The sequence below is a fragment of the Halomonas sp. GXIMD04776 genome (assembly GCF_049808615.1).
Lineage (GTDB): Bacteria > Pseudomonadota > Gammaproteobacteria > Pseudomonadales > Halomonadaceae > Modicisalibacter.
Genome location: NZ_JBNCAN010000040.1, coordinates 1 through 13704, shown reverse-complemented (window position 1 = coordinate 13704; position 13704 = coordinate 1). Strand labels below are relative to the sequence as shown.

At 58.6% G+C, this 13704-nt stretch carries 11 protein-coding genes; 8 read left to right on the top strand and 3 right to left on the bottom strand.

Translation table 11 applies throughout. The features are described 5' to 3' along the window. Positions 1 to 202: 202 nt before the first annotated feature. On the top strand, positions 203 to 823 hold the full coding sequence (locus ACPF7Z_RS18950; protein ID WP_425194803.1) for a cell wall hydrolase: 621 nt from the start codon (positions 203 to 205) through the stop codon (positions 821 to 823). Positions 824 to 874: 51 nt separating this feature from the next. Continuing rightward, positions 875 to 1597 carry a trimeric intracellular cation channel family protein gene (locus ACPF7Z_RS18945; protein ID WP_425194802.1) on the top strand — a complete coding sequence of 241 codons (723 nt, stop codon included), beginning with the start codon at positions 875 to 877 and terminating at the stop codon, positions 1595 to 1597. 94 nt (positions 1598 to 1691) lie between these two features. Here ACPF7Z_RS18945 and polA read toward each other — a convergent pair whose 3' ends face one another. Next, the gene (polA, locus tag ACPF7Z_RS18940; RefSeq protein ID WP_425194801.1) at positions 1692 to 4487 is read right to left on the bottom strand and encodes a DNA polymerase I; all 2796 of its coding nucleotides are present in this window, start codon (positions 4485 to 4487) and stop codon (positions 1692 to 1694) included. A gap of 137 nt (positions 4488 to 4624) precedes the next feature. On the opposite strand from polA, the gene ACPF7Z_RS18935 reads away from it, so the two are divergent. The 4 genes from ACPF7Z_RS18935 to speA all read left to right on the top strand — a co-directional run bounded on the left by ACPF7Z_RS18935 (position 4625) and on the right by speA (position 9156). Continuing rightward, entirely contained in the window at positions 4625 to 5821 is a 1197-nt protein-coding gene (locus tag ACPF7Z_RS18935; RefSeq protein WP_425194800.1) for an MFS transporter, read from the top strand. Positions 5822 to 5890: 69 nt separating this feature from the next. After that, the gene (locus ACPF7Z_RS18930) at positions 5891 to 6178 is read left to right on the top strand and encodes a DUF2782 domain-containing protein (RefSeq protein ID WP_425194799.1); all 288 of its coding nucleotides are present in this window, start codon (positions 5891 to 5893) and stop codon (positions 6176 to 6178) included. 114 nt (positions 6179 to 6292) lie between these two features. Continuing rightward, entirely contained in the window at positions 6293 to 7255 is a 963-nt protein-coding gene (locus tag ACPF7Z_RS18925; RefSeq protein WP_425194798.1) for a homoserine kinase, read from the top strand. Beyond that, the gene (gene speA / locus ACPF7Z_RS18920; protein ID WP_425194797.1) at positions 7252 to 9156 is read left to right on the top strand and encodes a biosynthetic arginine decarboxylase; all 1905 of its coding nucleotides are present in this window, start codon (positions 7252 to 7254) and stop codon (positions 9154 to 9156) included. Before ACPF7Z_RS18925 ends, speA begins: the two co-directional genes overlap by 4 nt. A gap of 19 nt (positions 9157 to 9175) precedes the next feature. Here speA and ACPF7Z_RS18915 read toward each other — a convergent pair whose 3' ends face one another. Continuing rightward, complete coding sequence (locus ACPF7Z_RS18915) at positions 9176 to 9856, bottom strand: fumarylacetoacetate hydrolase family protein (protein ID WP_425194796.1); 681 nt, start codon at positions 9854 to 9856, stop codon at positions 9176 to 9178. Positions 9857 to 10256: 400 nt separating this feature from the next. Here ACPF7Z_RS18915 and ACPF7Z_RS18910 point away from each other — a divergent pair, with 400 nt between their 5' ends. Further along, complete coding sequence (locus tag ACPF7Z_RS18910) at positions 10257 to 11795, top strand: methyl-accepting chemotaxis protein (RefSeq protein WP_425194795.1); 1539 nt, start codon at positions 10257 to 10259, stop codon at positions 11793 to 11795. A gap of 196 nt (positions 11796 to 11991) precedes the next feature. Here ACPF7Z_RS18910 and ACPF7Z_RS18905 read toward each other — a convergent pair whose 3' ends face one another. Next, the gene (locus ACPF7Z_RS18905; RefSeq protein ID WP_425194794.1) at positions 11992 to 12555 is read right to left on the bottom strand and encodes an ATP-dependent zinc protease; all 564 of its coding nucleotides are present in this window, start codon (positions 12553 to 12555) and stop codon (positions 11992 to 11994) included. A 182-nt stretch (positions 12556 to 12737) separates the two neighbouring features. Between ACPF7Z_RS18905 and ACPF7Z_RS18900 the strand changes: the two genes are divergently transcribed. After that, a complete protein-coding gene (locus ACPF7Z_RS18900) occupies positions 12738 to 13535 on the top strand; it encodes a Crp/Fnr family transcriptional regulator (protein WP_425194793.1) in 798 nt (265 codons plus the stop codon). Positions 13536 to 13704: the final 169 nt, after the last annotated feature.

The following is a 13704-nucleotide window of genomic DNA, read 5'->3' as shown; positions in this document are numbered from 1 at the left end:
GCGTCGCCATGGTTGGTCCTCCCCGGTATGCGTTCAGCGGGTGAGACGGAATCGGCGGTCAGAAAATGCTCGCTGGCGGTGATAGGGGAAGTGTCGACGCCGGCATCACGGATTCAGGTCTATACTGCACAAGCATTCCGACGCGGGCGAAGCCCCTAACCAGCCGCGCTAACCAGATTGTAGTCACTCAAGAGGCTCTATCATGTGCCGTGTATGGATAACGATCTGTCTTGCGGCACTCCTTCTCGTGGATCCGGCGATCGCTGCAGAGCAGGCACAGAAGGCGGACGCTGCCGAGAGCAAGGCGGAGGCGCTGGAGCAGAGCGTGGCAACAGAGGGTAGCGATGCGCCCTCTTCGACACCCGAAGCCATCACGAAATCCGAAGCTCAGGCGGTCGATCCGGCTGGCGAAGAGCCTATGGATGATGCAATCACCTGTCTTTCGCGTACCATCTATTGGGAAGCCAGAGGCGTAGGGTCGGAAGATATGGAAGCCGTCGCCAATGTCGTCATGAATCGGTTAGGCCATGAAGGCTTTCCTGACACCGTGTGCGGAATTGTCAAACAGGGCGGCGAGCAATGGGCCTGTCAGTTCTCCTGGTGGTGCGATGGCCGACCGGATGTTGCAGCGAATGACGAGTCTTACGCGACTGCCAAGGAAATAGCCCGAAAGGCACTCAACCGAGAGCTAGCGGACCGCACCGGAGGTGCCTTGTACTTCCACCATAGAACCGTGAATCCTGGATGGGCCACGGAATATATCAAGACGGCCGAAGTCGGGGAATTCGCCTTCTACACGACTCAGGACGGCACGGCCAGGTAAAAGATCCCTGCCTTTCATTTACTCACAAATGGATAAACTCGAGAGGAGTCAATGGCTGGACTGATCTATTGGCTGGACTTGGCGGGCGTCGCTGTATTCGCCTTTTCGGGGGTGATCGTCGCTTGCTATTCGCGCATGGACCCCTTCGGTATGTTTGTACTGGGAGCAGTGACAGGAATTGGGGGCGGCACGTTGCGGGACTTGGTACTGGGGGTGCCTGTTTTCTGGGTGGCCGCGCCGAGTTACCTATGGGTCATTCTCGCCACAGTGTTCCTTTCCATTGTGGGGTTTCACTATATTCACCGGCTGACGCGTACCTTTCTCCCGGTGACGGATGCCTTTGGCCTGGCCCTGTTCACGGTGATTGGTGCCCATAAGACATTGGCATTAGGCCATGTCGGTATTGTCGCGGTACTAATGGGACTAATGACCGGCGTCGCCGGGGGAATGATACGCGATGTACTGGCGCATCGTGTTCCCATGGTGCTACGCCAAGAAATCTACGCCACTGCCTCGATTGTCGGTGGCATCGTCTACGCTATTTTATTTATCTCGGAATTGAACAACGTGTTCGCCATTGGCCTAGCGCTTGCCACTACCTTGAGCATGCGTTTGGCGGCAATTTACTGGCGCCTCTCGTTACCGACCTTTGCCTGGGTGGAAAGCCCGGCGACATCGAAAAGGGATATGAAAGTCGATTCATTGCCACCCTCCCGGCCAAAAGCTCGGATCAAGATGATTCGATCCGAGCATTCTCGTCGTCGAAAACGCTGATTTGGTCAAATGGACACTTCGATAATGGCTCAGCCTATGCGCATTTCATCAATGGATCACGCTGGCGATCAAGCCGCATCGACCTGTTGGACTCTCAATGCGCTTCGTCCCAGTTATCTCCCGCCTCGGCCTCGACGATCAGCGGCACCTTGAGTTCGGCAGCGTTTTGCATGCGCTTCTTCACCGCGTCGATGAAGTCATCCACCTGCCCGCCCTTGACCTCGAAGACCAGTTCGTCGTGCACCTGCATGACCATCACCGCATCGAAATCGCCCTTGCTCTCGAGCGGATTGAGCCAGGCGTCGACGTCGATCATCGTGCGTTTGATGATGTCCGCGGCGGTGCCCTGCATCGGTGCGTTGATGGCGGTGCGCTCGGCGGCCTGACGGCGGGCGTGCTGACGGGAGTTGATTTCCGGTAGATAGAGACGGCGGCCGAACACGGTCTCGACATAGCCATCTCCGGCAGCCTGGGAGCGAATGTCGTTCATGAAACGTGCCACGCCGGGGTAGCGATCGAAGTAGCGGTCGATGTAGGTCTGCGCCTGCTTGCGCTCGATGTGCAATTGCCGACCCAGCCCCCAGGCGCTCATGCCATAGATCAGCCCGAAATTGATCGCCTTGGCACTGCGCCGCTGATCCGGCAATACCTTGTCCAGCGCCACGCCGAACACCTCCGCGGCAGTGGCGGCGTGGATGTCCTGGTCGTTGGCGAAGGCTTCCAGCAGTCCCTTGTCCTCGGAAAGGTGCGCCATGATGCGCAGTTCGATCTGCGAATAATCGGCAGCGACGATGCGATAGCCGGGTCGAGCGATGAAGGCCTGACGAATCTTGCGCCCTTCCTCGGTGCGAATCGGGATGTTCTGCAGATTGGGGTCCGAAGACGATAGCCGCCCAGTGGCAGTCACCGCCTGATGATAGCTGGTGTGGATGCGCCCGGTGGACTTGTTGACCAGCAATGGCAGCTTGTCGGTGTAGGTTGATTTGAGCTTGGAGAGGCCACGATGGGCCATGATCACCTTGGGCAACGGGTAATCCAGCGCCAACTCCTCGAGCACGGCTTCCGCGGTGGACGGCGCCCCCTTGGGCGTCTTCTTGATCACCGGAATCTTCTGCTCCTCGAACAGGATCTCGCTCAACTGCTTGGGGGAGCCGAGGTTGAACTCGCGCCCTGCAATCTCGAAGGCCTCTTTTTCCTGTTCACGGATGCGCTTTTCAAGTTCCTGGCTTTGAGTGTGCAAGCGCGATGCATCCAGCGCCACGCCGGTACGTTCCATACGCGAGAGCACGGGGATCATCGGCCGTTCGATATCGTCCAGCACTTCACTTAGGCGCCCCTCCGCCTCGACCTTGGGGCGTAATTCCTGGTGGAGGCGCAGAGTAATATCCACATCCTCGCAGGCATAAGGCACCGCCTGCTCCAAGGCAACCTGATTGAAGGTGAGCTGCTTGGCGCCCTTGCCGGCCACCTCCTCGAAACTGATGGTTTTCTGGCCCAGATACTTGAGCGCCAGGGAATCCATGTCGTGGCGGGTGGCGGTAGAGTTGAGCACGTAGGATTCGAGCATGGTGTCGGTCAGGGGCCCGGCCACGCGAATGGCGTAGCGTGCCAGTACGGAGATGTCATACTTCAGATTCTGACCGATCTTGCCCTTTTGCGGGTCTTCCAGCAGCGGCTTGAGCGCCTCGAGCACCGCGTCCCGATCGAGCTGCTGCGGTACGTCGAGATAATCGTGGGCCACGGGAATATAGGCCGCCTCACCTGCCTTCAGCGCCAGGCCAATGCCCACGATCTCCGCCTCCATGTAATTGAGGCTGGTGGTTTCCAGATCGAAGCAGAATTCATCTGCTTTCTTCAACCGAGACAGCCAGCCGTCGAATTCGGCCTGGGTCAGCAGGGTATGATCGTCCCGCTCCGGAGCAGCGAACGTGGCATCTTCTTCGAGTGTTTCGTCAGCTGGTGCACTCTTGCCTTTGGCCTTGCTCTTGTCCTTGAGATCGTCGACGCCCTGATCCTTGCCCTCGAGCAGCTCGGACAGCCAGCTCTTGAACTCGAGTTCACGATAAAGCGTGGCCAACGCCTCTCGATCCGGAGCGGCGATATCTAGATCATCCAGGCCCACGGGCAGCTCGCAATCGGTCTTGATGGTGGCAAGCTGATAGGAAAGATAGGCCTGGTCGCGGTTCTCTTCGAGCTTCTTAGGCAAAGATTTGGCGCCGCGCACGGAGAGCGTCGTGACCTTGTCGAGATCGGCATAGATCGCATCCATGCCGCCGACTCCCTGAAGCAGTCCCAGTGCGGTCTTTTCGCCCACCCCTGGTACGCCAGGAATGTTGTCGACCTTGTCGCCCATCAGCGCCAAAAAGTCGATGATCAGCGCCGGCGGCAAGCCGAACTTGGCTTCGACGCCGGCCACGTCCAGGGTCTCGCCCTTCATGGTGTTAACCAGCGTGATACGATCGTTGACCAGTTGGGCCATGTCCTTATCCCCGGTGGAGATCACCGCGTCGCGACCGGCTTCGGTGGCATGTCGCGCCAGGGTACCGATGACGTCGTCGGCTTCAACGCCCTCGACGCACAGAAGCGGCAACCCCAGCGCCTTGACGCAAGCATGCAGCGGCTCGATCTGTTCGCGCAGGTCGTCGGGCATCGGCGGGCGATGCGCCTTGTACTGCTCGAAAAGCTCATCCCGAAAGGTCTTGCCCTTGGCGTCGAAGACCACTGCCATGGGACTATCCGGATACTGCTTGATCAGGCTCTTGAGCATACTGATCACGCCCTTGACCGCTCCGGTGGGCGCGCCCTTAGATGTGGTCAGTGGCGGCAGGGCATGAAAGGCCCGGTACAGATAGGATGAACCGTCGACAAGAACAATGGGCGTTGCGGCCATGAAAAGGCGTCCCCCAGCAAAGAAAAGAGCATTCGATGCGCCCATGATACGCAAGCCGGCTCCAAGCGTCAGGCACCTTGATCGGATTGACTGATAGACTGACGGCCTCAAGGAGTTACATCGTCAGGGAGACCTTAGTGGGCTATCGCACCCTACTTCGAGACCATCGCGGTCTGCTGGGCATTGGCCTGTTGGCGATGCTTTCCAGCAGCCTCGGTCAGAGTTATTTCGTCGGCCTGTTTCAAGCCCCCATCGCCGAGCGCCTGGCGATCAGTGCCGGTGAGTTCGGCGTCGCCTACTCGGTCGTCACACTTACCGCCGGCTTCGTGGTGCTGTATTTCGGCCCGAGTATTGATTGGATTGCTCCGCGGCGCTTCGCGATGCTAGTGCTTGGCGGCATGCTCGGCGGGATCGCGCTGCTGACGCTCTCGCCCTGGGCGTTGACGACTCTTCTGGGTTTAGGTCTGGTACGACTATGCGGCCAGGGGTTGTTCACGCACCTCGGCAACACCCTGATCGGCCGCGAATTCAGCCACAGCCGTGGCCGTGCGCTGGGACTGATCAGCCTGGGCATCCCGCTCGGCGAAGCCGTGTTACCGCCGCTGGTGACGGTACTGCTGGTATGGCTGGGCTGGCGCGACCTGTGGTGGAGCCTGGGCGCGGGAATGGTCGTGGTATGGGGCCTGTTGTTATGGCGGCTCGACTGGCCGGCGGCCCCCGGTACACGACCCACTCGCGCCATGCGCCGAAGCGGCCCACGACCACTTCGCGAGGCACGCTTCTGGCAGCTGTTGCCGCTGCTCATGGCCTTGCCGATCACCATGACCGGCTTGTTCATCTACGCGTCGCAATTGACCGCCGATCTCGGCGCCACCATGACCGCCTACGCCCTGGCCTTGACCGGCATGGGGCTGGCCAAGCTGCCCGGCGCGCTACTCGGGGGACGCTGGGCAGACCAGTTGGGTCCAGGACTGCTGGCCAGAACCTATCTATTGCCCTATGCCCTGGCCCTGATACTGGCGATGAGTGTCGGGGGTAATGCGGGAGTGTGGGCGTTGATGGTCGGTGGCGGCCTGGCGATGGGCATGCAGGAGATCATCGCCACCAGCCTGCTGGTCAAATTATGGGGCAGCGAGCACCTGGGTCGTGTGCGTGCGACTCTGAGCGCGTGCATGGTGTTTTCTACCGGCATCGCCCCGGCGATCCTCGGCGTATTGGTGGACGCGGGAATCGATTTTCGCTTCATTCTCGCCGGCATGCTCGCGTTCATCCTGATGGGCTGGTTATTGGCACAGCGCCCTATCGCCGAAGCGCACGCTTCAGAATCAAGTTGAATGCACGACAGCCGATATTATGGATACACTGGTACCATGATGTGAAAGCCAGTGACATTGGAGAACCTCATGACCCCATATCGTGTTATTTCGAGCGTGCTTCTCGCGGTCGCACTGCTGGGCTCATCGCCCCTGGTACTGTCCCAGGAGCAGCCCGACGCACCGGATATCACCGTGCGCCAGGAAGAAGACCGCACGATTCGGGAATACCGCGTCAATGGCCAGCTCTACGCCATCGAGATCGAACCGGCGGTCGGTCCGTCCTATTTCTTGGTCGACGACGATGGTGACGGGGATTTTCGCCGCAGCGACAACGAGCGCATCGCCATTCCCAGCTGGGTACTTTTCTCCTGGTGAGTCTTTCCATTCATCGATAATGCCTCCTTTTTGAGGGGGCAATGCCAGTCAGCCCCTGCAAGGCGTCTCGACAAGCCGCTACAATGCCCGCTCGATATTCAGGGCGATAACACCATGGCCGTATTCACCCCGTTGAGCGATACCCAGGTCGCCGATTTTCTCGAGCGTTACGACATAGGCAAACTCGTCATGCTCGAAGATGTCGCCAGCGGTACCGAAAATTCCACCTTCTTTGTCACTACCGATCGCGCATCATTGGTATTGACGCTATTCGAGCAGGGCGAACATGACGAGCTACCCTTCTTTGTCGAACTGCTCGACTATCTGGCAGAGCACCACCTGCCCGTTCCTGGGCCGGTGCACGATCGCCAAGGTGTGGCTCTACAAAGCCTGGCCGATAAGCCTGCGCTGCTGTTTCCTCGCCTGCCGGGCAAGCATCCCAAGGCTCCCAATCTGATCCAGTGCGGAGCCCTTGGTGACGCCCTGGGTCGCATGCACAGCGTCTCGCAGCGTTTCGGCGGTCATCGCCCCAATCCCCGGGATCTGGATTGGTTGCGTACCGCTCATCATCGCGTGCTGCCCTACCTATCGCCGGCGGACCAACGACTGATGAGCGATGAGATCGATGCCTATCGAAGCGCCTTCGGTCGTTGCGACGAGCTTCCCCAAGGGGCCATTCATGGCGATCTATTTCGCGACAACACCCTGTTCGATGGCGACACACTGGGCGGCCTCATCGACTTCTACAATGGGTGTACCGGTGACCTGCTCTTCGATCTGGCCATCGCCATCAACGACTGGGCTATCAACGCCGATGGAAGTCTGAACCGCGAGCGTCACGATGCCCTGATCGGTGCCTATCTTGCGCAGCGCCCACTGACCCCGAACGAACGTGAGTGCTGGCCGATGATGTTGCGTATGACCGCCCTGCGCTACTGGCTATCGCGGCTGCTGGTGGTCCATGTCGATCCCCCGGCTCACGAACTGACACCCCATGATCCCGAGCAGTTTCGTACCATCCTCATTCAACGCATCGAACAGGGGGCTCTCATGCTGCCCCCGCGGAGTCCCGCATGACATCGCCCGCCGCCAAGGCTCGCCGTACCTACAACATCGACCAATGGGGCAGCGGCTATTTCGATGTCGACGATCAGGGCCATGCTGTTGTTCGGCCCCTGGGCAACGAGATCGAAGGCCCTGCATTACCGCTGAAGTCGCTGGTCGAGCAGTTGCGTGGGGCCGGCCTTCGCCTGCCGGTACTGGTGCGCTTCACCGACATCCTGCACGATCGGGTCGAGCAACTGTGTGCGGCCTTCGACGCCGCCATGCTGGAAGAGTCCTATATCGGGGGCTATACGGCGGTCTATCCGATCAAGGTCAACCAGCAGCGCCGCGTGGTCGAGGAGATTCTCGCCACTCAGGAGCGCGGTCATGGCCGGGTCGGGCTGGAGGCCGGCAGCAAGCCGGAACTGCTGGCGGTGCTGGCGTTGTCCGGCGACGGCCCTTCATTGATCGTGTGCAACGGCTACAAGGATCGCGAGTACGTACGCCTGGCGCTAATGGGCGAAAAGCTCGGTCACAGGGTCTATCTGGTGGTGGAGAAGTTCTCCGAGCTGCAGATGATCCTCGACGAGGCCGAACGCCTCAACGTACGCCCGCGCATCGGCCTGCGCGCTCGACTGGCCTCGGTGGGCAAGGGTAAATGGCAGAACACCGGCGGCGAGAAATCCAAGTTCGGCCTGACCGCGACGCAGATCCTCGGTGTGGTAGAACGCCTCGAGGAGGTCGGGGCACTAGAAAGCCTGCAACTGGTGCATTTTCATCTGGGCTCGCAGATCGCCAACATCCGCGACATCCAACGCGGCCTTCGGGAGTGTGCGCGTTTCTATCAGAGCCTGCGCGGGCTCGGCGCGCCGGTGGATACCGTCGATGTGGGCGGCGGCCTGGGGGTCGACTACGAAGGCACCCGTTCACGCAGCTTCTGTTCGATCAACTACTCGATGCGTGAATATGCCAGTAATGTGGTGTGGGCCTTCCGTCAGGCCTGCGAGGCCCAAGGTGTGCCGCATCCGCATCTGATCTCCGAATCCGGACGCGCGCTGACCGCCCATCATGCGGTGCTGATTACCAACGTGGTCGATGAGGAAAGGATCGGAGAGCAGCCGCCCGAGCGTCGTCTGGCCGAGCAGGACCCTCAGGTCGACGAGCTATGGCGAGTCTTCGATCGTCTGGCGACCATGCGCGAGCCTCGTGGCCAGGTCGAGGCCTATCACGATCTGGTACAGGCGATCGGCGAACTGCAGGAGCGTTTCGTTTTAGGCATGGCAGGTATTGAAGCGCGCGCCGAGGGCGAAGCGGTCTACTTCGCCGCCTGTCAGCGCTTACGCACCAAGCTCGACAGCCGTAACCGTGCCCATCGCGAGATCATCGATGAACTCGCGGAGAAGCTCGCCGACAAGCTGTTCGTCAATTTTTCGCTGTTCCAGTCGGTGCCCGATGTCTGGGGCATCGATCAAATCTTCCCGGTGTTGCCGTTGAGTGGGCTCGACCGTGAGCCGACCCGCCGCGGGGTGATCCAGGACATTACCTGTGATTCCGACGGACGTATCGACAACTATGTCGATGGCCAGGGGCTAGAAGCCACCCTGCCGTTACCCGAGTGGAAGAGCGGTGAGGACCGGCTGCTCGGCATGTTCCTGGTGGGCGCCTATCAGGAAATTCTCGGCGACCTGCACAACCTGTTTGGCGACACCGACTCGGTGGATGTGGCGCTCGATGCTGAAAGCCAATGGCGGCTATCGACCCCTCGACAGGGCGATAGCGTCGCCGACGTGCTGCGTTACGTAGACTTCGATGCGCAAGTATTGCGAAAGCATCTACAAGCGCAACTTCGCGCCAGCCACCTGAGCCGGGAGGAGCAAGCCGCGTTCATGAGCGAACTGATCGCAGGGCTTGAGGGCTATACCTACCTGGAGTGATGGCACCGCTCTGAATCGCTCAATCCGCAGTGCGGGTAGTAATATTCAGCCCCGCGTAGGTGGCGCCCGCCTCCAGAGCAAGATGCAGTTCTGCGCCGCCAGGCAGTGGTCCGACCCCCGCCGGTGTGCCGGTCAGCACCACATCCCCCGGTTCCAGGGTGAAGTGCCGGCTCATCTCCGCCAATAACGCCGGCACCGCGAACAGCATGTCGCTGCCCCGTCCGCTCTGGCGGCGCTCACCGTCGATGTCCAGGCTGAAGGTCAAGGCGCTCCAGTCGGGAGCGCTTACGACCGCCACGAAAGACGACAATGGGCAGGCGCCATCGAAGGCCTTGGCAATTTCCCAAGGATGCCCCTTCTCCTTCAAGCGCGCCTGAACGTCGCGCAGGGTCAGGTCCAATGCCAGGCCGATCCCCACCACCGCATTCTCCGCTGCCTGAGGCGGCGCACCCGCCAATGTCTCACCGATCAGCAGCGCCAGCTCGGTCTCGAAATGCACCTCGCCGCGCTCCCCGGGTACTTTGAGCGTCTTATCGAGCGCCACGGCACTGGTCGCCGGCTTGATGAACAGCAAGGGCGCACTTGGCACAGGATTGTCGAGCTCCTTGGCATGATCGGCGTAATTGCGTCCGACGCAGACGATCTTGCCCAAGGGTTGATCGAACGATCGGCCATCGGTGAAACGAGGAACGAAGCGCATGGTGTCTCCTGTGAGCGAGCTCGTACTGAACAATTTTTAAAATTCTACCCGAGCTATCTTCGCAATTTAACGTCCACTTACCATTTCATTTTCTCGAACATCGATTAAATGACTCATCTTTGCAGCTTTTCTACTGAAACGTCTATTTAGCATGCACATCAATACAAATATTGTATAAAAAACACCTCCAATACAACATCGCCAGGAGCGTGACCCAAATCATCCTCGCGCTTCTCTTTGCCAGAAAAGCCCTCAAGAGTTAATGGCGTCAGTCGATAACACTGATTAGAGGCAATTTGCACTCACCACTCAAGCCATTCGCACAGCTGACGATCACCTCTCTACACATCCTCTGTACAATTATTGAACAATTTTGAAAATCGCAAAGGAAAATACTGTAATGAAGACGTCTACGGATCAAATTCCCAGCACCTATCGACGCCGCATCGATGGCCTGATGTGGTCACTGGCACTGCTGAATCTTGTCATTTGCTTACTGGTCGGCCTTCTCAACGGAAGTTGGGGCCTCGTCATCACCTTCGCACTGATCGCTATGCCAGCGGCTTATCTGGTAACACGCATCTGGCCGGGCACGCTGCTGAGTGGTATGACCATGGCAATACTTTTCATGGGCTTTTCGGCATTGTTGATCGATCAAACCCAGGGCATGATCGAGGCGCATTTCAGTATTTTCATTATGTTATCGGCGCTGATTCTCTATTGCGATTGGCGCGTGATCCTGGCCGGTGCCGTCGTGATCGCCGCTCACCACATCGGTTTCACCTATCTGCAGTATCTTGGCTGGGCACATATCTACCAGGGGGTCACCCCGAGCAACGTCATGCATCTGGTGATGTGCCTGGCGATCCATGCTGGCGCCGTGGTAGTTCACACCTTCATTTTAAGCTATCTGAGCCACACGTTGCGCCAAGTCATTGGCGACGGCTTGAGCATCATGACCTTTGCCCGCCTGGCCGAACAAGGCAAGCTGGATACGGAATTCAACCAGGTCCAGCGCCGCCGTCCGGCCATTGATGCCGTAGCGAGCATGCAGACCAAGTTGACCAGTGTGCTAGGCGAGGTCCGCCAGACGGCGGCAACGGTACATGCCTTGAGCGCCGAGACCACCGAAGCCCAACAAACGCTTCAGCAACAGGCCCAGCGTAGTGCCGAGCATATCGAACGCATTGCCTCGAGCACCGAAGAGCTCTCGACCTCGACTCGCCAGAGTGCGGCAGAGGCCGAGCGCACCAACCAGCTGGCTGCCCAGACCGGTGAGACCGTGCGTCAGGGTGCCGAAAGCGTCGCCCAATTGAGTGAGACGATGACGAATATTGACGAAGGCGCACGCGATATCGCTCAGTTGTTGGGCGAGATCGACAACATCACTTTCCAGACCAACCTGCTGGCGCTGAATGCCTCCGTGGAAGCCGCCCGAGCCGGTGAGCAAGGGCGTGGCTTTGCCGTGGTCGCCAACGAGGTGCGTGGCCTCTCCGAGCGCACGGCATATACGGCACAGTCGATCCGCGAGCGTGTCAATCATTCGAATCAGCAGGTCGAGTCCGGTGTCGAGCAGGTGCGCACCACCGGCGAGTTGATGCAGCGCGTAGTCGAAGCTTTCACCCAGGTCTCGGGCCGGATGGATGAAATCACCACCTCCAGCAATGAGCAGAGCATGGGGATCGACACTCTCAACGCCAGCATCCTCGAAATGCAGGAAGCACTCGCGCTCTCCGCCAGCTCCATCGACAGCACCAAGGAGGTCGCACAACGTCTAGAGGAAGCGGCGCAGTATCTGACCAGGACCATCAACTACTTCCAGCTTGAGACTGGGGCCGAGCAGGCACGACTGCCCAGTCAGAATCTTGCCCTTGAAGAGCCGAAAGCAGAGCAGAGAGGTGAATGGCAGGACAGCGGCCGCCCCATGGCACTAGCCTGAAATAGCCTGTTGGTGGCCGCACTGCTTACGCCGGCATTCACACCTCGGCGGTCACCGGCCCCACAGCAATGGCTGTAGCGCCAGGGATTTGGGTATTACTGCATCAATGTCGGCTGCCGTCGTGGGCAGCCGTTATCGTCGCAGCACTGATAGACATAGGTCTGGATAATGCCTGACTCGTCAAGTCGAGAAGTGATCAGGCACCGATATCACCATCCGTATCCTGTTCTGCAAAGGTCCTGACCGGCGAATCCTCATCGCACTTGGGCTCTTGCAGGAAAGTACGCGTCACATCGAGCTTGCCAAGATGCTGGATGGTGCGCCGACCCAGCAATACCGGGTAGAGCATGTCACTGCGATCTCTCAGACTGAACTGCTCTTCATAGATAGTCTTGCCCATGCAGATCTTCAGCAGCACCACTGGGCGCTCATCTTTGCCTCCGGCACCGCGAACCGTCAGATCTCTATGAAGTGGTAATTCCATTTCCTCCGCTACCCGCTCCTCGCTTTCCTGGTCTTCTAGGTTCAGGGTAAAGCGGACCCAGTCCTCACCATCGCGCTCAAAGCGTTCTATATCCTTGGCGTTGATCGACGACGTCAGCGCCCCACTATCGAGCTTGGCCTTGGCAACTGCCCCTAGCGAGCCGATGCCGGCTTTCTCGATCCAGCCATAGGTATCGTCGTCATCGGCCCAGGCAGTACCCATCAATAAAGCGGTCAACAGCGTTGGCAATGCAACGTGCCGTGTCAGATTACGCATTGATACAGCTCTCTCCTATTTGAAAAAGTGAACATCTCAAGATCGCGTTAGCCACTGATTCTAACACTTGACTGCAGGTTTCTCGCACCTAAGTGCTGACAAAGTAAACCTAGGTTATAGAACGGCATTTAGACCGCGTGGTTTCTTCAACAGAATAATTATTTAATCGCCGGGGAGCTGCAGTGAATCAGGATGTGTTCGATAACATCTTTAAATGCTTGGATATTCACCGCATCCTCGAACGCGAAGACATGGCGCTGCTTGAGAACCTCCCAGACGCTGAACTGCGCTCTCTGAAGGCAGGGGAATATTTGTGGAGAGAAGGCGAGGCCGCCAGCGCCCTGCTGTTTTTGCACGCCGGCTGGGCCTGTTCGACCCACTATCACAAGGATGGCAGCCGGCAACTGCTTGAAATCTTCCTGCCCGGCGATGTGTTGGGACTATGTCGGGTTGCCATGGGAAATCGACGCACCAATGCAGTAATGCTTACCGACGGCAGGGTTTGCGAACTGCCTTATTCGTCGTTAGTGACATTATTCAACTATTCGCCAGATATGGCAGCCTTGCTGTTTGCCATTGCCAACCAGCGTCAGGCAATGCTTGCGGAGCGTCAGATCGTCATGACGCACCAAAGCGCCAAACAGAAACTAGCGCATTTTATTTGCGAATGTCATACACGACTTCTTGAAATCGGCGTTCCCGGCCAGGATGAGTTTCTGTTACCACTGACTCAGCAGGATCTGGCTGATACATTGGGCATGAGCGCGGTGCACATCAGCCGTACCTTCAGCCAACTTGCCGAAGAGGAGTTGGTGCTGCGCCATTCTTTTCAACTGATCATTCTTGATGCAGTCAGGCTCAGAAAGGTGGCGGCGTTTGACGAGCGCTATCTGCGAATCATGTGGACGGAAAGAGCCCTATTCGTTCCTGGGCAAGAAACGCCATTGCCCATCGGCCCAACACGGCTCTCGGAGGCATGATCCCACAACAAAAACGGGCCGCTGCGGCCTGAGCTCTACTTTCGAAGCCCTCTAGCCCGGATATTGCACCGGGCTGGTCAGCAGCGCCCAGATTCCGAGGGCGCGGGCCGTTGCCGCGCCCAAGCCTCTAATTTGATGGTTTTTTGATCAGTTCTTTGGTTTCAGAACG